21 protein-coding genes are annotated in these 25,318 nt (G+C 58.0%); 11 read left to right on the forward strand and 10 right to left on the reverse strand.

Annotated features, from left to right (window positions below):
* Positions 1-194: 194 nt before the first annotated feature.
* A complete protein-coding gene (locus Mal65_RS26160; protein ID WP_145304465.1) occupies positions 195-677 on the forward strand; it encodes a hypothetical protein in 483 nt (160 codons plus the stop codon).
* 50 nt (positions 678-727) lie between these two features.
* Here the strand turns inward: Mal65_RS26160 and Mal65_RS26165 are convergent, their stop codons facing one another.
* The 3 genes from Mal65_RS26165 to Mal65_RS26175 all read right to left on the reverse strand — a co-directional run bounded on the left by Mal65_RS26165 (position 728) and on the right by Mal65_RS26175 (position 4,353).
* The gene (locus Mal65_RS26165) at positions 728-1,858 is read right to left on the reverse strand and encodes a Gfo/Idh/MocA family protein (protein WP_145304467.1); all 1,131 of its coding nucleotides are present in this window, start codon (positions 1,856-1,858) and stop codon (positions 728-730) included.
* A gap of 158 nt (positions 1,859-2,016) precedes the next feature.
* Complete coding sequence (locus tag Mal65_RS26170; protein ID WP_145304469.1) at positions 2,017-3,072, reverse strand: sugar phosphate isomerase/epimerase family protein; 1,056 nt, start codon at positions 3,070-3,072, stop codon at positions 2,017-2,019.
* 30 nt (positions 3,073-3,102) lie between these two features.
* On the reverse strand, positions 3,103-4,353 hold the full coding sequence (locus Mal65_RS26175) for a hypothetical protein (RefSeq protein WP_145304470.1): 1,251 nt from the start codon (positions 4,351-4,353) through the stop codon (positions 3,103-3,105).
* A gap of 181 nt (positions 4,354-4,534) precedes the next feature.
* Between Mal65_RS26175 and Mal65_RS26180 the strand changes: the two genes are divergently transcribed.
* Positions 4,535-5,707, forward strand: a complete 1,173-nt coding sequence (locus Mal65_RS26180; protein ID WP_145304472.1) for an aldose 1-epimerase family protein — start codon at positions 4,535-4,537, stop codon at positions 5,705-5,707.
* 145 nt (positions 5,708-5,852) lie between these two features.
* Here the strand turns inward: Mal65_RS26180 and Mal65_RS26185 are convergent, their stop codons facing one another.
* The 3 genes from Mal65_RS26185 to Mal65_RS26195 form a co-directional block, all read right to left on the reverse strand.
* Entirely contained in the window at positions 5,853-6,485 is a 633-nt protein-coding gene (locus Mal65_RS26185; RefSeq protein ID WP_145304474.1) for a DUF3299 domain-containing protein, read from the reverse strand.
* Between the two features lie 38 nt (positions 6,486-6,523).
* Positions 6,524-7,198: a DUF3299 domain-containing protein gene (locus Mal65_RS26190; RefSeq protein ID WP_145304476.1), complete on the reverse strand. Its 675-nt coding sequence runs from the start codon at positions 7,196-7,198 to the stop codon at positions 6,524-6,526.
* Positions 7,199-7,320: 122 nt separating this feature from the next.
* The gene (locus tag Mal65_RS26195) at positions 7,321-8,691 is read right to left on the reverse strand and encodes a hypothetical protein (protein ID WP_145304477.1); all 1,371 of its coding nucleotides are present in this window, start codon (positions 8,689-8,691) and stop codon (positions 7,321-7,323) included.
* Between the two features lie 253 nt (positions 8,692-8,944).
* Here Mal65_RS26195 and Mal65_RS26200 point away from each other — a divergent pair, with 253 nt between their 5' ends.
* The 4 genes from Mal65_RS26200 (at position 8,945) to Mal65_RS26215 (ending at position 12,570) form a co-directional block, all read left to right on the forward strand.
* Positions 8,945-9,268: a calmodulin-binding protein gene (locus Mal65_RS26200; RefSeq protein ID WP_145304480.1), complete on the forward strand. Its 324-nt coding sequence runs from the start codon at positions 8,945-8,947 to the stop codon at positions 9,266-9,268.
* 138 nt (positions 9,269-9,406) lie between these two features.
* Positions 9,407-10,828 carry a helix-turn-helix domain-containing protein gene (locus Mal65_RS26205; RefSeq protein WP_145304481.1) on the forward strand — a complete coding sequence of 474 codons (1,422 nt, stop codon included), beginning with the start codon at positions 9,407-9,409 and terminating at the stop codon, positions 10,826-10,828.
* On the forward strand, positions 10,828-11,373 hold the full coding sequence (locus Mal65_RS26210; protein WP_165701554.1) for a hypothetical protein: 546 nt from the start codon (positions 10,828-10,830) through the stop codon (positions 11,371-11,373). Before Mal65_RS26205 ends, Mal65_RS26210 begins: the two co-directional genes overlap by 1 nt.
* 117 nt (positions 11,374-11,490) lie before the next feature.
* The gene (locus Mal65_RS26215; protein WP_145304485.1) at positions 11,491-12,570 is read left to right on the forward strand and encodes an Mrp/NBP35 family ATP-binding protein; all 1,080 of its coding nucleotides are present in this window, start codon (positions 11,491-11,493) and stop codon (positions 12,568-12,570) included.
* A gap of 193 nt (positions 12,571-12,763) precedes the next feature.
* Here the strand turns inward: Mal65_RS26215 and Mal65_RS26220 are convergent, their stop codons facing one another.
* The 3 genes from Mal65_RS26220 to Mal65_RS26230 form a co-directional block, all read right to left on the reverse strand.
* The gene (locus Mal65_RS26220; RefSeq protein ID WP_196784452.1) at positions 12,764-12,979 is read right to left on the reverse strand and encodes a hypothetical protein; all 216 of its coding nucleotides are present in this window, start codon (positions 12,977-12,979) and stop codon (positions 12,764-12,766) included.
* Positions 12,980-13,459: 480 nt separating this feature from the next.
* Positions 13,460-14,338, reverse strand: a complete 879-nt coding sequence (locus Mal65_RS26225; protein WP_196784453.1) for a site-2 protease family protein — start codon at positions 14,336-14,338, stop codon at positions 13,460-13,462.
* Positions 14,339-14,396: 58 nt separating this feature from the next.
* The gene (locus Mal65_RS26230) at positions 14,397-16,619 is read right to left on the reverse strand and encodes a prolyl oligopeptidase family serine peptidase (RefSeq protein WP_145304489.1); all 2,223 of its coding nucleotides are present in this window, start codon (positions 16,617-16,619) and stop codon (positions 14,397-14,399) included.
* Between the two features lie 136 nt (positions 16,620-16,755).
* On the opposite strand from Mal65_RS26230, the gene Mal65_RS26235 reads away from it, so the two are divergent.
* From Mal65_RS26235 to hemA, 3 genes are all read left to right on the forward strand, one after another.
* Positions 16,756-19,398 (forward strand): ComEC/Rec2 family competence protein, encoded by a 2,643-nt coding sequence (locus Mal65_RS26235; RefSeq protein WP_165701555.1) that lies wholly within the window; start codon positions 16,756-16,758, stop codon positions 19,396-19,398.
* 202 nt (positions 19,399-19,600) lie between these two features.
* The gene (ccsA, locus tag Mal65_RS26240) at positions 19,601-20,536 is read left to right on the forward strand and encodes a cytochrome c biogenesis protein CcsA (protein WP_145304493.1); all 936 of its coding nucleotides are present in this window, start codon (positions 19,601-19,603) and stop codon (positions 20,534-20,536) included.
* Positions 20,533-21,918, forward strand: a complete 1,386-nt coding sequence (gene hemA, locus Mal65_RS26245) for a glutamyl-tRNA reductase (RefSeq protein WP_196784454.1) — start codon at positions 20,533-20,535, stop codon at positions 21,916-21,918. Before ccsA ends, hemA begins: the two co-directional genes overlap by 4 nt.
* A 61-nt stretch (positions 21,919-21,979) precedes the next feature.
* On the opposite strand, the gene scpB is transcribed toward hemA, so the two are convergent.
* Positions 21,980-23,224 carry an SMC-Scp complex subunit ScpB gene (gene scpB / locus Mal65_RS26250; protein WP_196784455.1) on the reverse strand — a complete coding sequence of 415 codons (1,245 nt, stop codon included), beginning with the start codon at positions 23,222-23,224 and terminating at the stop codon, positions 21,980-21,982.
* Between the two features lie 129 nt (positions 23,225-23,353).
* Between scpB and Mal65_RS26255 the strand changes: the two genes are divergently transcribed.
* Together Mal65_RS26255 and Mal65_RS26260 are read left to right on the forward strand one after the other, a co-directional pair.
* The gene (locus tag Mal65_RS26255; RefSeq protein WP_196784456.1) at positions 23,354-24,025 is read left to right on the forward strand and encodes a hypothetical protein; all 672 of its coding nucleotides are present in this window, start codon (positions 23,354-23,356) and stop codon (positions 24,023-24,025) included.
* A gap of 46 nt (positions 24,026-24,071) precedes the next feature.
* Positions 24,072-25,217: a cysteine desulfurase family protein gene (locus Mal65_RS26260; RefSeq protein ID WP_145304497.1), complete on the forward strand. Its 1,146-nt coding sequence runs from the start codon at positions 24,072-24,074 to the stop codon at positions 25,215-25,217.
* Positions 25,218-25,318: the final 101 nt, after the last annotated feature.

A 25,318-nucleotide genomic window follows, 5' to 3' on the forward strand; every position in this document is an offset into this window, starting at 1 on the left:
CGGTTTTTGGCACCGCCATTGTTAATGTTAACAGTGCGATCGATGCTTGATTGTAATCCAGATCGGGCCGGGCATCGGTGTGGTCGATCGCCCCTGCAGCGGCACTCGGCAAGCCACTACGATGAGGCAACACTGGATCTTTGCATTGGCCGATATGGCCATCTTTTTCGAACCCGATACCCGGCGGAGTTGCTGTGGAAATCCTGGATGTCATCTCGCGCATCACCCACGTCGGCACGGCGATCGTCTTGATCGGCGGCAGCGCATTCACCGCGTTGGTGCTGATGCCCGCCGCGTCACAGATCCCCGATGAGTCGCATCAGACGTTGCGTGCGGCGGTCGCCGAACGTTGGAAACGCATTGTTCACGCCGGCATTTTGCTGTTTTTGATCAGCGGCTTTTACAACTACGTTCGTGCGATCGAAGACCATCGGGGCGACGGGATCTACCACGCCCTGATCGGAACGAAAATGTTGCTGGCGTTCGTGATCATGTTTCTGGCCGCGGCTTTGGTCGGACGAAGCGCGGCATTGCAGAAGCTGCGCCAACAGCGTGGTCGCACATTGACCATCATGCTGACGTTGGCGGCCGTCGTGGTCGCCATCGGCGGCTATGCAAAGGTGCGTGGCGTCCCCGTCGACGTCCCGCAAGAAATCACGGTCGACGCCGAAGAATAGATAGAACGAGTCTGAACGGTGATCCGACCGGATTGCCACGGGCAATGCGTCTAGACGTTCTTCCAAGCACGTTCGGCGGCGCTGGACAAGACTGCGTCGCAGACCTTCTGGGTTTCCAGGGCGTCGCGGAAGGTCGGACCGATCGCTTCACCGGTCTCCAACGACTTCAGGAAGTCGGCGACTTGGTGAATGAAGGTGTGTTCGTAGCCGATCTGTAGACCCGGAACCCACCAATTGCCCATGTAGGGCTGATCACCGTCGGTCACGTGCACGCTGCGCCAACCGCGAACGACTGAATCATCGCTGTGATCGAAATATTCCAGGCGGTGCAGATCGTGAAGGTCCCAACGGATCGATGCTTTTTCGCCGTTGATTTCCAGCGTGTAAAGCGCCTTGTGTCCGCGGGCATAGCGGGTCGATTCGAACAAACCCAGTGACCCGTTGTCGAAGTGGCAGAAGAAGCTGCATGCGTCATCGATCTTGACGGGTTTCTTTTCACCCGTTTCCGCGTGGGTGCGTTCCTTGACGAAGGTTTCCGTGACGGCGGAGACATCGGTGATGCCGCCGTTAAGCCAGATGGCGGTGTCGATACAGTGCGCCAGCAGGTCGCCCGTCACGCCGCTGCCGGCCGCTTCGGCATCCAAACGCCAGGTCGCCGCGCCGCCTTGGGGCACGTCCGCGTTGATCGTCCAGTCTTGCAGAAAGTTTGCGCGGTAATGAAAGATTTTGCCCAAGCGACCTTGGTCGATCAGTTGCTTGGCCAACGTCACGGCGGGAACACGCCGATAGTTGTACCAGACCATGTTCCGAACGCCGGCATCTTCGACGGCCTTGCACATTTCTTCGCCTTCGGCCGTGTTCATTGCCAACGGCTTTTCGCACAGGATCATCTTGCCCGCTTTGGCGGCGGCGATGGAAATTTCCTTGTGCAAATTGTTCGGCGTGCAAACGTCGATCGCATCGATGTCGTCACGCTCGATCAGCTTTCGCCAATCGGTTTCCACCGATTCATATCCCCATTGCTGGGCAAACGCCTTCGCCTTTTCCTCGTTGCGTGCACAAACGGCTTTCAGGACCGGCTTGTACTGCAAATCAAAAAAATGATTCGCCTGGCAATAACCGTTGGTGTGGGTTCGGCCCATGAAGCCGTAGCCGATCATGCCGATGTTCAAGGTTTTCATTGGTGCAGGTGCGTTCGCTGAGCGGGGAGAAATGGGTGGGAGCTTCTGGGCAAGGTTTTACCATGCACCGATCGGTCGTTGGTGCCGACCGGTGATGATCGAAGGCGGGACGAAACGGATCGATCGATCCGATATCCGTCGGCATGGACGTCGGAGACCTATTCGTTCCAGCCGTGAGCGTCTTGAACGCTAATCATCGCGGCCAAGATGTGATTCCACGTGTCGGCACTGTGCATGACGTCATTGGGGAACATGCATCCGTCCCAACAGATGTGTCGACACGTCGTCAGCACATCACCGTGTTCGTCACGCAACCAGTATCCGGCGTCGTGAGCGATGTCCAATTTGCCGTTGGGGTCATCGGGCAAACAGTGACGTCCGGTCTTGTCATGGCTGCCCGTCCCGTGGACCGACGCGTCGTTCTGGGCGACATGAAAGTCGATGGTCCATGGACGCAAGATGTGGGTCAGTTCCCTGAACGCATGATCCAAACGATCTTTGTCGTTCCAGTCAAAGTCTTGCGGCAGGATGGCGTCTTCCGGTGCGTTGTAGCCCAACAGGTACAACAACGTGTGTGCCATGTCGGCTTGGAAACCGAACCGTTCGGGGTGACCGACACGTTCCAAAAGGTCGGCCATCTTTCGCCAGCTGTGCATGCCGCCCCAACAGATTTCGCCTTCGGCGGCCAAACGTTGGTCGTATTCCTCGGCGATGTCCGCGGCCGCTTTGAACGTGTCGGCGATGCGCGACTGGTTGGCGTGCGGATCTTTGATCCAATCGGCCACGGGCATGGCCGAATCCAAACGCACCACGCCGTAGGGTCGAATTCCGATCTCGGTCAAACGTTTGGCAACGCTACAGCCTTTGCGGACTTGCGTCAGAAAGGCTTCGATGTCGTCCTTGGTACCACCGGCAGGGCCACCGCCGGTCGGTTCCCAAACCGGTGCGACGACGCTGCCGATCACCAGGCCGCGTTCTTTGACGCGGCGGGCGACGTCTTCCAACTGTTCGTCAGTGGAATCGATCGAGATGTGTGGATCGTACAAAAAGATGTCGACGCCATCGAATTTACGTCCATCGACTTGGGCGGCCGCGGTCAGATCCAGCATTTCGTCCAGTTCGATCACCGGGTTGGCGTCATCGTCGCCTTTGCCCACGACCCCCGGCCATGCCGCGTTGTGCAGTTTGGGAAATTGATTGGGATGATCAGTCATCGTTGTGCTCGCTTTCTATCGATTCGCGTTTCAGCTGCCGGCGGAGGGAAGGTTTTCGTGGGTGTCGGGACCAAAGTATCGCAGACCGACCAACGGTTCGCTGCCGGTGTTTTCGATTTCCACCCCGGCGGTCGCCGCGGTGTGAGAGATGAAGACTTCGTCGGTCGTGTGTTCACCGAAGCGAATCATCGCGGGGGTCTGCAGATCCAATTTGCCCATCCGTCCGCGTCCTTGGACGGTGATCCAACTGCTTGCACCGGGGTCTTGCAGTTTGCACTTCGCACCCGGCTGGATGGTCAATTCTTTTGCGCTGAACAATTGACGTCCGTCGACAGTGCCATAGACGATCCACAGATCTTCGTATCCATCGCCGCTGCGTGATTCGTCGCGGACGGGTTCTAAGAAGTTGCTTTGCTTGAAATGGGTGTCGACGTTCTTGTCCCAATCCAACTGACCGACGATGAAATCCAAGTCGCGATGTTTTTCCTCCGGCATGTCTTTGACCAACAATTCCCAGGGGACGTAGCGGCCTTCGACGATTGATTGGTACATGCCGAACACGTCGCTGCCCCACTGCGGTTCATAGGTGCACAGTGAACCCGGTGCATGCAAAACACCCGGCGGGATCAGCCAACCGGTACCACGTTGCAATCGATAAGCGCGGCTGAGATCCAAGATGCCATTATCACCGTCGTCCCAACGTTCCAAACAGCGACGGACGTCTTCGGGTTGGGTGCCGGGTTCCAACCCCATGAACGTGTACGCGAAGTTGTTGTCGACGTTGTTCAATTGGGGCGGAAAGTAATAGCTTTCGGGTTTGCCTTCTTGGCCCACCAATTTGGCGTCTTCGAAGCTTTGGTGCATGTGGTGCGGGATCGGCCCCATGTTGTCGAAGAACTTCGAATACACGGGCCAACGGTCATACTCCGCAAACATGTCTTTGCCGATCAGTTGATCGCCTTGTTCGGCGACGGCATCCCGCAGCAAGAATTGTTGGCCTTCGAACAGGCACATGCTGAGCCCTTCGTGCCAGACGCGACCATCGTTTGCCGCTTCGGTCGTGCTGCCGAACCATCGTTCATCGATCCCACCGCGTTGGGCGCCGAAGCGATAGTAGTCGTTGGGGTGCAGTCTGATCCGTCGTCCGGGATGCAGGAACGAACGTGGCACCCAGGTCGGGGTCAGCCGCAGCAATCCATCGCCGGCGTCCATGGCACGGTCCAAGATGGCGGCCACGTTGTCGCTTGAAATCAAACCTTCGTCTAACTTGATCTGGCTCATGGTTCCGGTCTGGTATTGAATGTCGGTTGCCGATCGCTTTGGGCAGGATCCAAGGGGGCGCCATGCAGGGTTCGCGTTCGGCGGAAGGGGCGTTTGGCGCAACCCGAAACGACCGTTTTATTCACTGCCTGTTCTGGGTACAAGAACGCACACCGGTGCAGCACATTCCCGAAAGACCAAGATGACAACAGAATCCCAGCCATTGCGTTCGCTAGAAAACCGATCGGATTCCATCCGATGGGACCCGGATTCGCCGCTGTCGATGACGGTCAACACGCGTCAGGGCGACATCGTGACACGCCTGGGTCGGTTCGTCGGTGGCCGCAGCGACGGGGTTGAAATCGTTGAAATCGACACCGGTGCGGCAATTGTGCGCGTCTTGCCCAGTCGCGGAATGGGCATTTGGGAAATCGAAGTCGGTGGGACTCGTTTCGGTTGGCGATCCCCGGTCGAAGGCCCGGTTCATCCCGAACACGTTCCCGTGTTCGATCCCAGCGGATTGGGTTGGCTGGAAGGTTTCGACGAACTGGTCGCGCGTTGTGGGTTGGAAAGCAACGGCGCACCCCAACACAACGATGCGGGTCATTTGGTTTATCCGCTGCACGGCCGGATCGCCAACTTGCCAGCCGATTCATTGTCGATCGAGTTTGACGAAGCGTCCGGACGTCTGGACCTGATCGGCGAAATGTTGGAAAGCCGTCTGTTCTTCAAGCGATTTCGCTTGCGAACCCGCATTCGCATGCACGCCGGATCGACACGAGTGGATCTGTTGGATGACGTGACCAACGAACTGGACAAAGCCGCCACCGCACAGATGCTTTATCACATCAATGTCGGACCACCCGTGTTGGGCGAAGGCGCGACGCTGGATGCTCCGATCGTCGAATTGGCCGGCAAAGATGATCTATCAGCTGGCGAGATCGAGCATTGGAACCAATTCGGTCCACCCACGGCCGGTTACGGCGAACGGGTGTATTTCAGCCAGCTGCAAGCCGACGACAACGGGCACACCACCGCGATGCTGTGTTCGGCCGATCGCGACAAAGCGCTTGCCGTTGACTTTGCGACCAAGACCCTGCCGTACTTCGTGACCTGGAAAAACACGGCGTCGGAAAACGATGGTTACGTGACCGGTTTGGAACCAGCAACCAACCTGCCCAACACCCGCGAGTTCGAAACCGGACACGGTCGCGTCGTCACGTTGGAACCGGGTGAATGCGTCTCGTTCCGTCTTTCGCTGATCCCAATGACCGATGCCGCAAAGATCGAAAAGGTCAGCGACGCGATCGAACGCTTGCGCGAAGGCATCGACACCACGGTGCACCAAGAACCAAAACCGGGCTGGTCCGCCTGATTTCAATCAATCAGCGAGAGCACGGACGCCTGGGGGCGGTCCATCTGGCTGATGGTTTTGATCGTTGCCATTCGCTTTGCGAAAGTTGAATGTTGCGACGATGCTTTCAACGAGCGGAAGGCAACGATGAGAGAACATCGAGCCGCTAGCGGACTTCGACGCCTTCGATTTCAAACACGGCCAAGTGGCTGGCGCCGTCGGGTCCGCGGCCGCCGGGATAGCGATAGGATTTGGCGTCGATCTTGAATTTACCCCGCACGGTCACCGGGCGAGTGACAAAGTCGGTGGTGTTGCCATCGGTCATCTTGACCATGACACAATCAAAAAGTGCCGCGCCCGGTCCGAAGCAACATTCTTGGTTGTCACGCACCAAGACGAACTGATCGATGTTGGTCATCCGGAACAGCGTACTGGGCAAGATATAGCCGCGCAGTTCGACGGTTCGTCCGTTCAAAAATTTGACACGGTCGGTCAATTGTTTTTCGTCAAAGGTTTCACCCTTTTCGATGTCAAACTTCAAGTCGTCGAAGTTGATATCTCCTTTCGCCAGCCGCGCCTGACTGCTCTTGCGATCCTCCGCCAGCTCGCGCCCCTCATTGTCGACCTGGGCACCGCGAATGGCCGCGCGTGAGGGGCGGGATTGGTCCTCGGCGGTCACCGTAGCGGCGATCCAAGATCCGGCCGTCAGGGTCAAACAAGCGGCCAGCAAATTCCAACGACTGCCCGCAGCGTGGCGTGCCGGGGACGCGATCGAGGTCGGGACAATGTTCGGCTGCACAACAAAAACCTGGGATCGCGGTGTACGGATGACGAGGTTCAGCGGATTTGGTCGACCTTCATTCGATACAACACTTGGTTGTCAAAGTCGGCGATTTCACGCGGCGTTCGGTTCAATTGGAACTCGCCGGCCAGTTTCTGTTTCAGGAAACCGGCACGAACGGTCTGTCCGCCCTTCAGGGTCACTTCAATCATGTCGCTGCTGACCGGCTGTCCGCCGAAACAGCAAGTGCCCAAGTCGGGAACCAGGATGAATTGACGAAGCATGCCGCTGCCAGAGGACGGGTGGATGTAACCCTTCAAAAAAACCTTCTCCCCGTCAATCTCAAAAGCCTTATCGGCCGGCATGTCCGATTCGCTTTCGGGTTGCTGCAGCTCATAAAAATGGACTCGCGTGTAACCGTCGGGCACCTCGGTCATGTACCAATACGCGTGCAGCGATCCCACGCCTGCGAGCATCAATCCATTGACCGCCAAGCCGATCATCGCCAGCAATTTGCCGCTGTATTCATCGGGATAACGGCCGATCATCCGCAGCGCCAGCACTGATGCGGCCAGCCCCAGCGCCGCCATTCCCAGAACGGGCCACCACAAGATGCCGACCAGTGCCAAAAAGGCAAACACGATCGACATGATGGCCCAAGGACTGATCGCGCGATAGGGAAATTCAACCGAATCATCGGTCGCGGACAGTTGTCCAGCGTCAACAGACATGGCAGCAGTCATGATCGAAAATTGGAACCGTCACGATCGAACACAAAACAAACAACCGGATTTCGACCGCGATCTTTATGGCCGTTCCCACGACCGGCGTCGTGCGGACGCCAATGGGCGATTCAGCGGGCTCCGCCGGTCAAAAGCAGGTACTGGCCGATCACGATCGAACCCAGATTCACCGCCATTACGCCGGCGATGCGACAAAGGTTCGCCCATGGGTCGGCGGCTACCTCGGCCGTCTGGACCTTCAGCGTCGGCCGGTCGGTGGGTTCAAATCGCCAGGATGACGTGGCGGCAGGTTCCGCATTTTGGGATTCCGAATCCTGATCACCGGAATCCTCGGGCTGAGGCTTGGGAATCGAAAAGAACATGTTGGCCCGGCGAACCGCTTCGGGGTCGACCTTGGACAGTTCGTCCAGTGCTTCGCGGGCTTCGGGCTTAGGACAGGCTTTCAGGTAATTGACGACCGGGACACGGACGAAGCTGGTTTCCTCGTCGGCTTCCAAGAACAACTGCTTCATGCGATCGATTTGCGACCAATCTTCCCATCGTGCCAAGTCGGGAATGACCAAATCGGCCAAGTCCGGACGCCGCAGAATCAGGTGCAAAGATTCGATCAGCGCACTGCGGGCGATCACATCGCCTTCGGTCCCGTGGAATCGGATGGCCATGATCGCCGCATAGGTGTCGCCGTAGCCGCATTGCTTGTTGGCCAAGAATTTTTCGTTGATCAGCGGCAATCCTTTTTCGCCGGCCAGCGTCAGGTAACAGGCGATCAAGGCGTCCAGGCCGTTTCGGACGCTTTTTTGTTCGCTGCGCAGCATGCGTTCCAGCATCGGCAGGTCTTCTTCGCTGCCGCAGACGCCCAGCATGGTCAAGTACAAGCGTTTTCGATCCGCCGACAATTCCGGATCTTCGATCCACTGGATCAACTGGGCGTGGTCCATGTCGTCCTTGATTTCGCGGACCGCTTCATAGGGGGTGATCGCGAATTCGTCGTAGGCGTCGCGTGAAAGCATCGAATCTTCATCCTGCAAATAATCGATGAAGAACCGGAGCCGTGATGCGGCATCCTCGGCGTCCAATTCGCTGACGCGGACGACATATTTTTCGACGCGTTCGTTTACCGGCAGACTGGACCACTGCAGATCCGGTGGCTGGGCTCCCTGGACCAGGAACCGCCGGGACTTTTGAATCTCGCCAAAGTAAATCGCGGTGATCACATCGCCGACTTCCGCATGCTGGTCGCCCTTCAGGATCGTTTCGATTCGCATCCGGACACCGCCGGTTTCGGTGTCACGCGTCGTTTCGGTGTCGACCACGGTCGCGATGGCCACGACGTCCATGGCCTGCATTTCTTGGCGAAGCGTTTGCGATATCGCGTTGCAAAAAGGGCAGCCCAGTGCCACCGATGTCCCGCCCCAGGGGGTCAGGGTCGCGATACAGGCCAACAGCGAAGCGACGATGGCAAGCGGGGTTCGGCGGAACATGACAGCCTTTTTCGGTGAAACGTCATTCAAAAGCATGGGGACATCGCTGTAGCGGAATCCGGCGTCTCCGACGGGATCGCTGGCGTGCTGTGGTCCATCATACGTAGGGCGGCCCCGCGCTGAGAAGGCAAAAGCGTTCCCCGAATCGACTCAACCCGCCATGACGGACGTGCCGATAGAACGGGTGCGTCGGATTGCAGGGGATATCCCATTTGCCGGCTGCGCCATGTCGTTCGTAGGGGGAAATCACAGGATGATCCGTCAGATTTTCATTGCCGCCGCTTTAGCGGCCGCGGCTTTTGCCACCATTCAACCGGCCTCGGCCGAACCTCGTGCCTATGGTCAGGCTTGGGGTGGCGGCGCCAGACCGCATGACTGGAACCGCTTTTATCACTATCCGTACGTCTATTACCCGCAAAACTTTTACGGGCAAGACTACTACAAAAGCAGCGACAGCTTGTACCATCGTTATCCGTCTGAAATGCGGATCCCGGTGTACAACAAACGCTGGCACAACTTTTATCCCAGCAACCGCCGGTTCCACAGCGGACACCACTTCATCCTGGACACGTTCTAGGCCGACGGCAGCGGGTTGCGGCGTGTAAAACGCTGGTCCCGCAGCCAGACGAGGCGAACGGTCCGGCGGGGATGCATCCCATCGCAGGGAAAAGTCCGTACCTTTCGTCCGTCGATCCCGCTTTCGGGGGCTTAGCCGTTGCCAAACGTTACGCAACTGCGTTCGTTCGCCAAGCTGTTGACCCAGCACGGCTTGGCGATGTGGGTCCTGGATGAAGATGACCGGATCGCCCTGGCGACCGACGCCGTCGGCGATCGTTTGCGGTGTGACAGCGACGAATTGATCGGCGTGCGCGTGACATCCGTCGGCAACGACGATCCCCTGTCGCGCTGTGCGGCTCATCTGACACCGCCGCCGGGTCGTGGCGATACCGGGTTGTTGATCGTGCCGTGGTCCGGCCCCGAATGTCCGAACGCGGCACACGGTCTGGTCGAATGTGCGGCCTTTCTTTCTTGGCCGACCGAACCGGGGCGATCGCTGACGATTGGTTGGATCGGGCCGTCGGATCGTTTTCCACAGTACCCGTCCCAGACGCACCATCCGTCGTGGCAAGCGTCGATTGAACTGCAACGCCATCTGCGGATCTGGATGGATGAAGATCGGCGGATCCACGACCCGATCATCGCCGGCGACAGTGATGCGATTCGACGCATGCGACGCCAATTGGAAATCGCCGGACGCATTCGCGATGACACGCTAATCACCGCGCCGGCGGGTTTTCCAAGCGAACGCCTGGCGCAGCGATTGCATCAGCTTTCAACACCCGCCGGTTCCGATGACGCGAACCAACCGGCGATCGAACCGATGGAAACCATCGACGGCGGCCTGATGGATTTGGAGTTGTTGGAGGCGGTTGCGGCCCCGTTGATCAGTCACCTGACCGGAGAGGGCCGACCGATCGCCACCGTCGTGCTTCGAGGTTTGGAAGAAACACCGCCCGACGTGCAACAGCGGGTGGATCAATGGAAAGATTTGTTCGGGCAACGTTTGCGATTGATCGCGATTTTGGATCGAAGGCACAAGGCATCCGCCGACGTCATTGAGCCTTTGATGCAGCGTTTGTGTGGATTGGTGATCGACGTTCCCTCTTTGGCCGATCGACCCGACGACGTCCCGATGGTTGCAACAGCTTTGCTGGAAAGCCGACGAAGTGGCGGCAACATCATTGCCGAACGCTTCAACCGTGATGGTCAAGATGCATTGGTCCGCTATCCCTGGCCAGGCGACATCGGTGAACTGGACGATGCGGTGCGTTTTGCTGCGGGCATCGGTTCACAGACCGTGCTGACCCGCGAACACTTGCCATTGGCGGTGCGTTCCTATCGTCCACCTTCGGCCGAAGCCGATGCGATGGGTGACATCGACTTGGACGCGACCCTTCATCAAATCGAACGGCGGTTGATCGAAGAAGCGGTTGCGGCGGCCGACGGAAACCGCAGTGAAGCCGCCAGGCGTCTGGGAATCAGCCGTGCACGTTTGCTGCGTCGTTTGGAAAGTCAGTCGGACGGTGATACCGGTGCACCCAAAAGCGACGACGACCTTTCCACCCCGAGTGAATGATGCCTTCGCAACGTTCAACGGATGATTGGATGCGACCATGGCGTCGCCGACGACCGGATCGAATCGTCGTGGTGACCGACGAAGAATCATGGCTGCTGAATGTCCGCTTTGTCATCGATCGCATGACGTCCGTTCGGGACACATCCGCGTCAACATCGACGTCCGCAAATACGAGCCCCACCCAGCCGATCCGCGTCGACCGGTTGTCGGCACCGTTGATCCGTGGCAATGCACTGGGATCAAACGTCGCCGGGTCCCCGGGCGACGACTTTCGACGATGGCTGGATGACCTTGTCGTGGATCGTCCCGACCTTTTGATCTGGCACGACAGGATCGCCACGCCGCTGGCTGTTGCCGCGTTTCTGCGAGCGGCCCGTGACGTCGCGCGACGACAGTGGGTGGTGGGCGAAGGGTTGTCCGATCGCGACCGGTTGCTGATGCATAGCCAAGGCGCCGAAGGCACCGCGGCGACCGCGGCGGAACTGTGGCGAATGCGACATCGATTGACCGCGGGATTGGCGATCGTCGACGGATGCTTAGACTGACATTGTTCACGTCGGTGGTTTTGACGAACCACCGCTGGTCAATGTTTCGGCGGCGCGACGGATACTTGCGTATGCCCTTTCGACTGTCCCGGTCCCTTCTGCCACGGTCACAACCCCATGTCCGAAATCACGCTTCCGTCCGTCCAAGCCATCTTGGATCAAACGCTTGACCCCGAAACCGGTCGCGCGATGGGACCGTTGGGTCAGATCCAAGACGTTCAGGTGGACGACAACAAGATCAGCTACAGCCTGGGCATCACGTCGTGCATGTGGGCGATCGGTGACGAGGTGCGTGACGGCATCAACGACCGATTGACGGCCGCGTTTCCCGGCGCCGCAATCAATGCAACGATCGTTCCCCATGAACGTCCACCGGCGCGAATTGGTCAATTGGGTCTGCGTGTTAAGAAAGTCGTGTTGGTCGGCAGCGGCAAGGGCGGTGTGGGGAAAAGCACCGTCGCCGCATCTTTGGCGGTCATGCTGAACCAAATGGGCAGTCGTGTCGGGTTGATGGATGCGGATGTCTATGGCCCCAGCGTGCCTCACTTGCTGGGACTAAAAGGACGTCCGGAGGTCGACGCGGACAAAAAGATTCGACCGATCGAATTGCGGGACGGATTCCCCGTCATGTCGATGGGCTTCTTGGTGGAACCCGACCAAGCGGTGATCTGGCGTGGCCCGATGTTGCACGGCAGCATTCAACAGTTCTTGCGTGACACCCAATGGGGCGAACTGGATTACCTGATCATCGACATGCCACCGGGTACCGGTGATATCGCGCTGACGTTGTCACAGTCGGTCCCGATCAGCGGCGCGGTCGTCGTTTGCACGCCGCAAGAAGTCGCTTTGTTGGATGCGGTCAAAGCCATCAACATGTTTCGCAAGGTCAACATCCCGGTTGCCGGCATGGTCGAAAACATGAGCGGCTTTCTGTGCCCGGATAACGGCAAGACCTACGACATTTTCGGCCGTGGTGGTGCACGTGACAAAGCTGCTCAGATGGACGTGCCGTTCTTGGGCGGGTTGCCGATCGACATTCGCTTGCGTGAAGCCGGCGACGAAGGCCGTTTGCATGAAGTGATTGCCGATCAACCTGATGCGGCGGCACCGATCGAACAGGCGGCACGTGCGTTGGTGCGGCATTTGGCGTCCAAGGCAGCGTCCGAGGGCGTATCGACCAGCCTTCCGACCTTGTAGAAGACACCACGGGGACGATTCGCGGCGGCATTGGGGCCGCCGCTGGACTGCGTTTGCAGCGTCCAGGCACATTCGCAGCATCCAGACACGCGAGGCGCAAGAAAAAAGCCGCATCGGAAATGCCGACGCGGCGATGTGGATTCTGTCTTGCCGATCGAGCTGAAAACCAGCAAACGATCGAATCAAAAAGGCACTAGCGGCGCTTCTTGGCGGCCTTCTTCTTGGTCGCGCGCTTCTTAGCGGTCTTCTTCTTGGCTACCTTCTTCTTCGTTGCGCGCTTCTTAGCGGCCTTCTTCTTGGCTACCTTTTTCTTCGTTGCGCGTTTCTTGGCTACCTTCTTCTTGACGGCTGCCTTCTTCGTTGCACGTTTCTTAACGGCACGTTTCTTCGCTGCTTTCTTTTTGGCCACGTTCTTCCTCCGCGAGAAAGGAACTGCCAGTGAGTCATTGTGACTTGCAAAACGTACGTTTCAGAAGTCACCGGCCACGGCTCACTGAACATGAATCGTGGTTGATCCAACGCATCACGACATCCACGTCGTACCGATCCATCGACTCAACCGTAAAAAACTGCGCGTAACTGTACGCAGTTCAGCAGATTTCGCAACATCTTTTCAACAAAAAAGTGGTTGCGAAGAAAACTTTTTTTGCTACGCGAAGACGTTCAAACAGCGTGTTTGATGCCGCAACATGCTCTGTTTCAAGCATGGCGTTGGTCGATGAATTGACACGCGACATGCGATGTGTTTTGCACACGAATCAATGGTTCGTTTGCCACGCATGCGTCAACGTTGACCTTGATCGATCAACTTGTCGCGCATCGTCGCAACGTTTCATCAATCGAAGGTACCAACGGACGCATCGCCAAGTCGCGTCCACGCCGGACAACGCTAAAAACGACCGCCGTACTGCTGCAACATCTGGTAGTTGCCCATGGCCAGCGAAGCGAACAACAGCGTGATGAAAATCTCGCCGCTTTGCAGACCCCAAACTGCCATCAAAACGGCCACCACCAGACTTAACCACAGCGACTGTTCGATCTGACCGCCGGCCAATTGAATGATCGCACGCGCGACGCGTCCACCGTCCAACGGATAGACGGGCAAAAGGTTGAATAGAGCCCACAAAACACTGGGCAAAATGTAGAACAACGCGATCGAAAACATCCCCACCGTGGCCAGCGGTTGGCCCTCTTGAAGCCATTCGATTCGGTTGAAACCGGGGATGATTCCAAACGCCGCAACGCCATAGCCGGCCGCCTTTAAACCGACCGCCAAAACCATCGCCGACGCGATCTGCAGCAAAGGCCCTGATGCGGCGATGAACAGGTCCTGGGACGGCGAAAGTCGAGTCACCGGAGCGAATTCAAAACCGCCACCGGTGGCTGGGCCACTGCGTGGGATCGCTAAACCGCCGAAGTGATACAGAACGATCGATGACTCAATGCCCAGCGTCCGAAACGCCAACGCGTGCCCCAGTTCGTGGATGATGATCGAAACCAACAAACACACCGCCCACAACAACAACAGCGGAAACCGGCCCGGGCTGGAATCTTGGAACAACTGGTCGACCATGTCGGCCAAACCGTATCCAAACACGACCGCTCCGATCCAAAACGTCCACGCCACGCGGATCGGAAATCCGAACAGCTGGAATCGCAAGTCGTAGGGGGATTCGGCAGGTTGTTGCAGCAGCATTGTCGGTGTGATTCCCAAAGACGTCGGCGTCATCGCCGGCAGAAGACTTTTTCGCTGATTGTTGTAGTGCATCAGCGGATTCGTGGGGTCGCGCGTCCTCCGGCGCGACGGTCATCGCTGTTTCCGACCGTTAGCGATCGTTTCCACCGGTCGCGGCGTCCAAGAACGACCACAGGTCGGCGTATTCTTCGATTCGCTTGCTGACCGGCGTCCCCGCACCGTGACCGGCACGCGTTTCGATACGGATCAGTGTCGGATGGTCGCAACCCTGGGCCGCTTGCAGTGCCGCGGCAAACTTGAAACTGTGCCCCGGAACAACGCGATCATCACGATCAGCCGTCGTGATCAGCGTCGCCGGATAACAAACGCCGGGTTTCAAGTTGTGCAGGGGAGAATACGACAACAGGTTGTCGATCTGGTCTTCTTCATCACTGCTGCCGTACTCGGTCGCCCACGCCCATCCGATGGTGAATTTGTGGTACCTCAGCATGTCCATCACACCGACCGCCGGCAAACAAGCCGCGAACAGATCGGAACGTTGGGTCATGACCGCACCGACCAGCAACCCGCCGTTGCTGCCACCTCGGATCCCCAGCTTGGACGAGCGGGTGTAACCCTGATCGATCAAGTACTCGGCTGACGCGATGAAATCATCGAACACGTTCTGCTTCTTCAGTCGCATGCCGTCTTCGTGCCATTGGCGTCCATATTCCCCACCACCACGCAAGTTGGCCACGGCGTAAATGCCGCCCGCATCCAGCCACGCGGCGATGGCCGGCGAATAGGACGGCGTCAGTGAAATGTTGAAGCCGCCATAGCCGTACAACAACGTTTGGTTTTCACCATCAAGCTGACTGTTGCGATGCCGGGTGATGATCATCGGCACTCGGGTGCCATCGCGACTGGTCACAAAAACTTGTTCGGTCAGGTAGTCCTGCACCGCAAAATCGACATCGGGCGATCGCCAAAGTTCGGTTTGTCCGGTGGTCAGATCCAACCGATAGATTGAGCTGGGCGTCACGTAATTGGTGAAGCTGAAGAACGTTTCGGTCGCATCCTGTTGCCCCGACAGTCCGCCAACGCTGCCCACGCCGGGCAATTCCAGATCGTCCATGACCGTTCCATCGATGGCGTAACGTGCCACGCGCGATCGAGCGTCTTGCAGATAGTCCGCATAGAACGTTTCGCCGAACAGTTGGACGCCTTGAAGCACGTCACGCGGATGTTGGGCGATGACTTCACGCCACTGTTCGCGTTGCGGGTCGTTGGCATCAACGGCGATCAGACGTCGTCGTGGGGCCTGATCGTCGGTCAAGAAGTAAAGCGTATCGTCGACCGACGCGACGAATTCAAAATCCGCTTCGAAACCACCAATCAGCAATTCCAGATCGTCGCCTTCACCGCGAAGCGGGTCATCCCCGTTCAACCGACGAATGAAGATTTGGGTTTTCGGCTCGGTCCCTTTCCAGTTTTGCACGACCAGAAAACGTCCGTCGTCGGTGACCTCGGGCGAAAAGCCCCATTGCGGATGATCCGGGCGTGCATAGACCAGCTGGTCGTCTGCTTGGTCGGTGCCCAGTCGATGAAAAAACAGTTGTTGATTCTCGTTGGTGCCCGTCAGTTCTTCGCCATCGCCGGGTTCGTCGTAGCGGGCGTAAAAGAATCCGCTGGCATCGGGCAACCACGCAATGCCACTGAACTTGACCCACCGAACAACGTCGTCGGTGTCTTCGCCGGTGGCCACCGTGCGAACCTTAACCGTTCGCCAATCACTGCCGCCATCGGCCAATGTATACGCGACCAACCGGCCGTCTTTGCTGGGAACCCAAGACGACAGCGCCACGGTCCCATCATTTGAAAGTTGATTGGGATCGATCAGCACACGACGTGGCGAATCCGGTCCCCGGGCAACGTACAGAATGCTTTGATCCTGGAGGCCGTCGTTGTGGCTAAAGAAATACTGTTGCGGTTTTGCCGCATCAGATTCGCTGTTGTTGGCAACTGGATGGGGCAACCCGAAACGCTCGTAATTCCACAGACGTTCCAACGAATCACGAAACTTGGACCGGGACGGCAATTCGGAAAGGTAACTTTGGGTTAACTGGTTTTGCGCCTGGACCCACGCGGCGGTTTCATCACTTTCGACATCTTCGAGCCATCGGTAAGGATCGGCCACTTGGCGACCGTGATAATCATCGACGACGTCGACCGTTTTGGTTTCCGGGTATTCCAAGGTCATGTTGCTTTGTGCAGAAGCAGACGATTGTGGAAGATGTTTCGAAGCAGGCTGCGCGCTCAAAATGGCCGACGGGATCAAGGCCACGCCGACGATCCGCAGGAAAGTAAATTTCATGATGCGACTGTGCTTGAAGGAGAATGGTGCATGGGGCAAAGCGGCCGATGTTCCACCACGATAGACTATGTTTTGGCCGATCGGGGTGGGAATGGATAGACGTCGCCAAACACATCACAGTTCAAATGATCTCGTCATGGATTCCGGCGTCGACGGGTCGGTGCGGACGACGACATTGCCGAGGGTGCGGACGATCGAGCGATCTTTGACCCAGCGGGGTTCACGCTGGCTGCACCGCCAACCGATGGTGATATTGGCGGTACTGGCATGCGTGGGAATTCTGCTGGATCGGTTCGTCGGCATCCGTTGGGGCGTGATGAGCCTGTGGGTGATCGGATCGGCGGTCTGGACGCTTTGGGGTCCGGTGCGAGGGCGGACGTTTGCCGCGATGCTGGTGGTGGTCCCCTGTTTTGCGATGCGACACCACCTGGAAACGACGCGCTATGACGCGGCGGAATTACGACAACACATCGGTGATTTTTCGCGGCCCGCCATTGTTCAAGCCGTCGTGGACCGACCGCCCACGTTTCGTCGTCACCCGCTGGCCGACCAACGACGGCTTCGCAATCAACCGACGATGCAAACGCGATTCGAAGTGACCGTGTCGGCCATTCGCATCGGCAAAGCATTTCGAAGCACAAGGGGCCGCGCGATGGTCACCGTCGACCAGCCGTTGTCCGATTTGCGGTGCGGCGATGCGGTCACACTGCTGGGTGAATTGAGCCGTTTTCAGCCGGCAAGCAATCCTGGACAGCCCGACTTGCAACGCGTTTATCGGCAACGACGACTGCATGGTCGAATTCACGTGGATGACGCTGCCGGTGTCATCACATCCGCGGCCGATGACAAACCGGCTTGGTGGGCGGCGTCCAGGAATTGGATCGGACGCTTTGCAGGCGAACTATCGCGATTGGGTCGTCAATCACTTTTGCGTCACACTGACGCCAGCAGCGGTCCGCTGGCGATGGCGCTGATCTTGGGACAACGCGACAATGTGGATCCACTGACTCGTGATCAGTTGCTGGTGACCGGTACCGTGCATTTGTTGTCGGTCAGCGGTTTGCACCTGGCGATTGTCGTGGTGATGGCCGGATGGTTGGCGACGTTCGTCGGCGCCCGCGTCCGTGGTCGCGTTGTGCTGATTCTGTTGACGTGTCTGGTCTACACCGCGGTGACCGGTGGTCGGCCGCCGGTGGTTCGGGCATCGATCTTGGTGGCGGTTTACGCCCTGTCACTGTGGGTCCAGCGACCCGCCGTATCGATCAATTCATTGGGGTTGGCCGCCCTATTGTTGTTGTTGTGGAATCCCACGTTGATCGAAAGCATCGGCGTTCAACTTTCGTTCATTGCGGTTTCCACATTGATCATCTGCGGGTCCACCGATCCGTTGCAAAGCGAAGCGGTTCGCCAAGAACTATCGCGAGAAGAACAGCTGGATCGATTGATCGAAAAATCCAGCCCGCCGATCGCCTATCACGCGAGACGAATTTGGACAGGCCTTCGCAACGCATTTGCCTACAGTGCCGCGGTGACCTTGGTCAGCGCGCCATTGGTGTGGCACCAGTTTCATGTCATTTCACCCATCAGCGTCTTGGCCAATGTGTTGTTGGGTCCGTGGATGTTCATTGCCCTTGCATCGGGTCTGGTCACGATTGCGTTGGAACAGTTGTGGATGCCTCTGGGTCTTCCGAGCGGATGGATTTGTCACCAAACCATTTTGGTCATGCGTTGGATCGTCCAGCGGGCGGCGGAAATACCCGGTGGCCATTTCTGGTTGCCTTCGCCGCCGACCTGGTGCGTCGTTGGGTTCTACGTCGCCTTGATCGTGGCCTTACTGTCACGCGGCATCGGTCGATCGACCAATCCGATTCAACCGACCCCCGCAAATCCACTGCGGCGGCGTAGTCTCGTGGTGGCACTATCGGCATGGGGATTATGGGTTGTGATGGCATGGTGGTTGTCCACGACGCCGGTTCCCATGAATAACGCCACGACGGAATCGATCTTTGTCGACGTGGGCCATGGAACGGCGGTGGTGATGCGTTTCGACCAAGATGACGTCTGGTTGTATGACTGTGGGCACTTGGGAAACGACCTTGGCGAAAGCCATGACATCGATGGCGTGTTGTGGTCACTGGGCACCACACACCTGTCGGGCATCGTGTTATCGCACGCGGACTCGGATCACTTCAACGCGTTACCGTCGCTGTTGAATCGGTTCGACGTGGATCAAATCATCACTCCGCCCGGCATGATGGACGAACCGGACGAACCCGCGCTGCTTCCGATCCGCGCCGCCATCCGGCGGCACCGTGTTCCGGTGAAAACTTGGTCGGTGGGTGATCATCACCAACGCGATCGTGCCGATCTGGTCACGTTGCATCCGCCGAAAACACGTCTGGCCGGGTCGGACAACGCGAACAGTTTGGTGTTGCAGATCAATGCCGGATCGACGTGGATGATGTTGCCCGGTGATTTGGAACCTCCGGGAACGATGACTTTGGTCAACGGCCCACGCCCGTCGCCCGGAGGCGTGATGATGGCCCCCCACCACGGCAGCCTGGCAGCCGATTCAGACATGGTGCTTCGCTGGGCCAGACCTTCGAAGGTCGTCGTCAGTGGTGGCCGACGCGCATTGCATCCGGACGTGGAAAACGCGATGCAATTGACCGGTTCGGATGTGGCGATCACCCGCCGCGACGCCGCCGTCCGCGTCCGTTTATTTTCCCAGGGGCCCGACCAGATTCAGATTCGGCGTTGGAACCAGAACCCGTGGTGATCACGAACGATCAATGCCCGCGAATCGTTCTGTGAATCGTCTGCCGCGAACGTTCGGGGGCCAAGCGAATGTTTCCGGAAAGGATCCAATCGGGACGTATCGAATCGGGACGGGCCACCCTAGTGAGGCAGGCGAATCGAAGTGGATCGATTAGACTTGGCGGTAACACCCCTCGGCATCCCCAAGTTGCTGCTCAGTTTCCATGTTGGACTTTCTCAGCGAGATTTCCGTGATTTGCTTTGCCAGCTGTTATCTGCTGGCTTTGCTGCTGGAATTATCGCGTTTGATCGGTCGGTATCCCGGTCGCGGCATTGCCGTTTTGGCGGTGACCGTCATCGGGCTGTTGACCCAGCTGGCATATCTGACGCTGCGGGCAACCGGATCGGACGGCGGCGATGAATTGTCACGCTTGGCGACTTGGATGGACTGGTCGTTGCTGACCTCGTTCGGATTGGCGGTCTGTTTTCTTGTGATGTATCTGCGTCGTCCCGATACGGTGATCAGCTTTTTCTTCTTGCCGGCAATTTTGTTGTTGATCGGGTTGGCGGCAATGCTGCGAAACCAGCCTCCGTTCACCCGCAGCGAAGCGTTTGAAATCTGGCGGACGGTCCATGCGATCGGGATGGCTGCCGGATCGGCGGCGGTGACCGTTGGGTTTCTGAGCGGTTTGATGTACCTGTTCCAGTCACGACGCTTGAAACAGAAGCGTGCCGGTTCGACGATCCGCTTGCCTGATTTGGAAACGCTTCAGCGTCTGAGTCGCGGTTGTTTGCTGACCAGTTTGCTGTCCGTCGGCGTGGGCGTGCTTGCCGGCGTTGTGATGAACCTGAATCGATGGGGCCAAGTCGGCTGGACCGACGGCGGCGTTCTGTTCAGCGGTGCGTTGTTTCTGTGGCTGTTGATCGCCAGCATCGTGGAAATGTTGTATGCCCCGGCACGACGCGGCCATAAGGTGGCCTATCTAACGTTGGCCAGTTTCGGCTTTTTGGTTTTGGCGATGTTCGGCGTGTTGGGATCACCCCACGGCGAACCGGCGTCCAAACCCGGGCCGCCCGCTGTGGGAATCCACACGACGATGCCAAGCGGTTCGATCGTCTTGGGCGAAATCCTGGATCAGCCGGAGGTCTTCCTGCGGTGACAAAATCCGACACACCAAAATCCGCCCCGACATCTGCGAATTCGACATCTGCGAATTCGACAACGGACGTACCAGTCGCACAGCAGGCCAATGGTTCGGCCGGGGCACTGCAAATGATCGGCTGCAGCCACCACGATGCATCGGTGGAATTTCGTGAAAAGGTCAGCGTACCCGCCGACCAAATCGATGCGTTTTTGGGTGCGTTTCGGAATCGATTCCCCAGGGGTGAATTGGTACTGCTAAGCACCTGTAATCGTGTGGAGCTGTATGCCGCATCCCCCGACCCGTCGACGTTGGACCGACGAGCCTTCGCCGATTTTGTCGCCAACCAACAGCGTTTGAATTCCGACGATGTGCTGCATCAGATGATTCATCGCAGTGGTCCCGAAGCGGTCGAGCACCTGTTCACGGTCGCGGCCAGCCTGGACAGTATGGTGCTGGGCGAAGCGCAAATTTTGTCCCAGGTGAAGCAGGCTTATCAACAAGCCAACGTGTTCGGTTCAACCGGACCGCTGACACATGCCGTCTTTCAAGCCGCCAATCGCGCGGCCAAACGTGTCCAGCAAGAAACCACGATCCACCGACGACGTGTCAGCGTGCCCAGTGTCGCGGTGGGTGAGGTTGTTCCCGAGGTCTTTGATTCTCTGGCCGACAAGCGTGTGGTGCTGTGCGGTGCCGGCGAGATGGCGGGGGAAACGTTGCGTTATCTCAAAGACGCCGGTGCCCGTGACATTTGCGTGCTGAACCGCAGCCGTCCACGTGCGATCGAATTGGCAGATCAATTTCAATGCGAAAGTGACGACTGGGAACAGTTGAATCAACGTTTGGTCGGCGCCGATTTGTTGATCGGCACCACATCGGCCGCTGAACCGATCGTCAGTGCGGCGACCTTTGCCCAGATCCATCCGCGGCGCCGAGGCAAAGTCTTATTGATTTTGGACCTGGCGGTGCCCCGCGATTTCGATCCGGGGATCGACGATTACTCCGGGGTGTATCTGTATCAGATCGATGACTTGGAAGCGGCCTGCACGCGAAACCGACGTGAACGCGAAAAGGAATGGCCCAAAGCAAAGAAGATCATCGCGGAAGAAACCGAACGTTTCTTTCACGACTTGAACCATCGTGCGACCGGTCCGGTGATCCGGCGGTTACGAAATCAAGCGTTGGAGATTAAAGACGATGAATTGGTACGTCTGAACAACAAGCTTCGGGAAATGGGAATCGAAGAAGCTGCGATCAAGGAGATCGACAAGTCCTTTGATCGTGTGGTCAACAAACTGTTGCACCCGCCCCTGGCATCGCTTCGGGACGATGCCGCCGAAGGCCACAGTCGCGGGTTGTTAGAAGCGCTGCGGCACCTGTTCAATCTTGGCGACGATTGACGCGGCGACGCGCCGTTGATTCGGCTGCGTGTCGCGGTCGTTCATGCCGGAGCGACGGTACTTATTCGGACCAGTCCTCATCATCTTCTGCGGACTCATCTTCGTCATCCTCCCAGTCGTCTGATTCGTCTTCCTCGTCCCAGTCTTCGTCGTCATCGTCGCCGACTTCTTCCCAGTCGTCGTCTAGATCATCTTCTTCGTCGTCGTCATCGGATGAATCTTCATCCTCGTCGTCATCGTCGTCTTCTTCATCCGCCCAATCATCGCTGAAATCATCGTCGTCGATTTCTTCATCGTCGTCGTCGTCGAAACCACCTTCGTACAACTCGTCTTCTTCATCTTCGATGACGGCGACGGGTGAAGCGGTGACGTCGGCCACATCATCATGGGCGAACGAATCGGAATCGGCCGCAGCTTGATCCGGCTGGCTGGTGGTGAATTCGATTGGGGATGCCATGGCGGTACTCACGACTGATTCCTTCGTTGATGTCGATGATTCGTCGAAGTTTGATTCGTGCGAAGGGGATTCGTTCGGTGTTGGATCGTTGGGATCCGAGGGCGGATCGTCGCGAACGGCCTGCCACTGAATTTTTGGCAAGTCGTCGGCGCCTGTCAGGCCAAAGAGTTGTAAAAAACGTTTGGTGGTTCCGTAAAGATAGGGGCGGCCGAGCTGTTCGCTACGTCCGGCGATCCGTATCAAATCGCGTTCCATCAGTTGTCGTAGGATTTCGCCACACGCGACGCCTCGCACTGCTTCGGCATCGGCACGCGAAACCGGTTGGCGATACGCGACGACCGCCAAGGTTTCCATCATCGGGGATGATAACCGGATCGGCCCTGGCACGTGGCTAAGCCGTCGCAACCAAGGTGCCAATGCCGCACGGGTCACCATCCGGTAACCGCCGGCCAGTTTTTCGATCCTCATCGCACGATGATGTGTGCTGTAAATCTCGTTCAATTCACGAATTCGTGTCCTGGCCTCGGTTCCATCGGCCAATTGGGCCAGCTGGGCCAGTTTTCTTGTCGAAAGCGGGCTCTTGGCCAGCAACAAAACGGCTTCACATCGCATCCGACGCTGCTGCGGGTCTTCGTCATCGGCGTCGTCCGCGGCTGCGGTGGTGTGCCCCATGCCCATGGCGGCGGCCGATTCGCCGCGGTGATACACGTCATAGGGTCGACGCAGTGGCCGTGATCCCCAACCATGATGGATGCCCCACGGATTGCCGCCGGGTCGATTTGTCCCAACCGTCTCGGAAAACGGTGGCACCGCAGCGGTGCGAATCGTGGGTGGGAAGCGGCGTTTCATCCCTGCAACTTATGAAAAATGAGCACGGTAAGCCACACGAGCGAAACGCCGAGCGGAAGCGAACGCCCGACCAATCGCCGTCCACGGCGTCGTTGGTCGGCGGCCCGTACCCGAGGCTGGATCATTGCTTTGACGATCATTCTGACGGCGGCCGGCCTGTTTTTCGGAATCCGGTTGCTGGGGTACGTCGAAGGCGAAGAACTTTCACCCGACACCTTTCGTCAGCGCAGCTTTCAGTTTTATGAAATTCCGTTCCTGCAATGGCAGATCACGCCGATCCGTCGCAAGGTGCGTTCGGACGCATTGGCGTCGTACCTGCGACAAAACGGATTGATCCAGGTGTCACCCGCATCGCAACCACCCGTCGATGGCGTTCAAGACGTTTCCGCTTGGCATTTGATCCGGTTGAATCGTTTCGTCCGTGGTTCCTCCAGCGCCGATGCCGCCTTGCTGGTCGATCAAATGGATCTTGATCGGAACGGGAAACCCTACTGGAAGACTTGGTCGACCGATCACCCCGAAGCCGCCAAGCAACTATGGCCCGAAATTCAACGGTTGGCCCGCCGGGAGCTGTATATCCTGATGCCCGGGGTTTTCGAGATCGCTCAGCGTCATACGGACACGGCATCAGCACAGGGCGATGCTTTGAATCAAAAGATTCGACGCTATGTCGCGGATCAGTACGATGGTCTGATTCAAGACGCCAAAGCGGCGAACAACCCGGCACTGGCCGATGAATTGTTACAGGAAGCATTAGCAGATGATCCCGAATTCCGTCTGCGATCCGTAGTAAACCCGTGACCACCGATCAATGTGTTTGGCACCTCCGCGGCCAAAGTGATGCGACGTGATTTATCTGGATAACAATGCAACGACGGTGACCGATCCGGACGCCGCCAAAGTGGTTCATGACGTTTTGATGCAGGGGCCGGCCAACGCATCAAGCCAACACTCTGCGGGCCAGCGTGCCCGCGGCGTGTTGGACGATGCGATCGAACACGTCGGTCGCCTGCTGGGCAGTGATCTGACCCGACCCGGCGGTCCCCGATTGGTGGTCACCAGTGGCGGCACCGAATCGAACAATACCGCGCTGCGGGGCATCGGTGATGCGGATCGACCGCTGGTGGTCAGCTGTATCGAACACCCCAGCGTTTTGTCGGCGGCCCAAAAGATGCAAAAGGCCGGTCGAATCGTCCGGTACTTGCCCGTCGATTCCGATGGCGTCGTCCGTACCGATCGGCTGGCGGACCTGATCGGTGAGGGCGAGGACTTGGCGGGTCTGGTCAGCGTGATGTCGGCGAATAACGAAACCGGGGTTCAGCAGCCGATCGATGAAGTCGCGAAGATTTGTCGTTGGAAGAACGTCCCGCTGCACGTCGATGCGACCCAATCGATTGGCAAAGTCCCCTTCACCGTCCATTCCAGCGGTGCAGCGGCCGTCACCCTTTCGGCCCACAAATTTCACGGGCCTCCGGGAATCGGCGGCTTGTGGCTGGACGCGGGCGTCCGCGTCGATGCATTGATGCAGGGCGGCGAACAACAATTGGCCAGCCGACCGGGAACCGAGCCGGTCGCCCTGGTGGCCGGGATGGCCAAAGCACTGGAAAACAGTTTGGCATCGCTGGACAAGATGTCCGGCAACGTAGCGGCGATCCGCGACCGTTTGGAATCGGAAATTTGCCGTCGTACCGGTGCGACGGTCATCGGCGGCGATTCCCCCCGGCTGCCCACCACGACGTGCATCGCCTTTCCGGGCGTTGATCGCCAATCACTGTTGATGGCGCTGGACATGATGGGGGTCGCGTGCAGTTCGGGGTCCGCGTGCAGCAGCGGCAGCAGCCAACCCAGTTACGTGCTGATGGCCATGGGATTGGACCGATCGCTGGTGGATTCCGCGTTGCGTTTCGGGGTGTCCAGGTTTTCCACAGAAAAAGATGCGGTTCTTGCCGCCGAACTTATCTCTAGTGCCTATCAGCGTTTACGCAGCATTTAGGGTGTGGAAAACTTTGATTTTTGGGCTCGATTTTCTCGACCTTTGCACATAGAACACTGCAGTCAAGACGGTGACTTTCGCCTCTTTCGGTCTTTCCCGCT

The sequence above is a fragment of the Crateriforma conspicua genome (genome assembly GCF_007752935.1).
Classification (GTDB): domain Bacteria; phylum Planctomycetota; class Planctomycetia; order Pirellulales; family Pirellulaceae; genus Crateriforma; species Crateriforma conspicua.

Coding starts and splice junctions, on each gene's coding strand:
- Mal65_RS26165 (WP_145304467.1), bottom strand. CDS start 1,858: ATGAAAACCTTGAACATCGGCATGATCGGCTACGGCTTCATGGGCCGA.
- Mal65_RS26170 (WP_145304469.1), bottom strand. CDS start 3,072: ATGACTGATCATCCCAATCAATTTCCCAAACTGCACAACGCGGCATGG.
- Mal65_RS26175 (WP_145304470.1), bottom strand. CDS start 4,353: ATGAGCCAGATCAAGTTAGACGAAGGTTTGATTTCAAGCGACAACGTG.
- Mal65_RS26180 (WP_145304472.1), top strand. CDS start 4,535: ATGACAACAGAATCCCAGCCATTGCGTTCGCTAGAAAACCGATCGGAT.
- Mal65_RS26190 (WP_145304476.1), bottom strand. CDS start 7,198: ATGTCTGTTGACGCTGGACAACTGTCCGCGACCGATGATTCGGTTGAA.
- Mal65_RS26195 (WP_145304477.1), bottom strand. CDS start 8,691: ATGTTCCGCCGAACCCCGCTTGCCATCGTCGCTTCGCTGTTGGCCTGT.
- Mal65_RS26200 (WP_145304480.1), top strand. CDS start 8,945: ATGATCCGTCAGATTTTCATTGCCGCCGCTTTAGCGGCCGCGGCTTTT.
- Mal65_RS26210 (WP_165701554.1), top strand. CDS start 10,828: ATGCCTTCGCAACGTTCAACGGATGATTGGATGCGACCATGGCGTCGC.
- Mal65_RS26215 (WP_145304485.1), top strand. CDS start 11,491: ATGTCCGAAATCACGCTTCCGTCCGTCCAAGCCATCTTGGATCAAACG.
- Mal65_RS26225 (WP_196784453.1), bottom strand. CDS start 14,338: ATGCACTACAACAATCAGCGAAAAAGTCTTCTGCCGGCGATGACGCCG.
- Mal65_RS26230 (WP_145304489.1), bottom strand. CDS start 16,619: ATGAAATTTACTTTCCTGCGGATCGTCGGCGTGGCCTTGATCCCGTCG.
- Mal65_RS26235 (WP_165701555.1), top strand. CDS start 16,756: ATGGATTCCGGCGTCGACGGGTCGGTGCGGACGACGACATTGCCGAGG.
- ccsA (WP_145304493.1), top strand. CDS start 19,601: ATGTTGGACTTTCTCAGCGAGATTTCCGTGATTTGCTTTGCCAGCTGT.
- scpB (WP_196784455.1), bottom strand. CDS start 23,224: ATGAAACGCCGCTTCCCACCCACGATTCGCACCGCTGCGGTGCCACCG.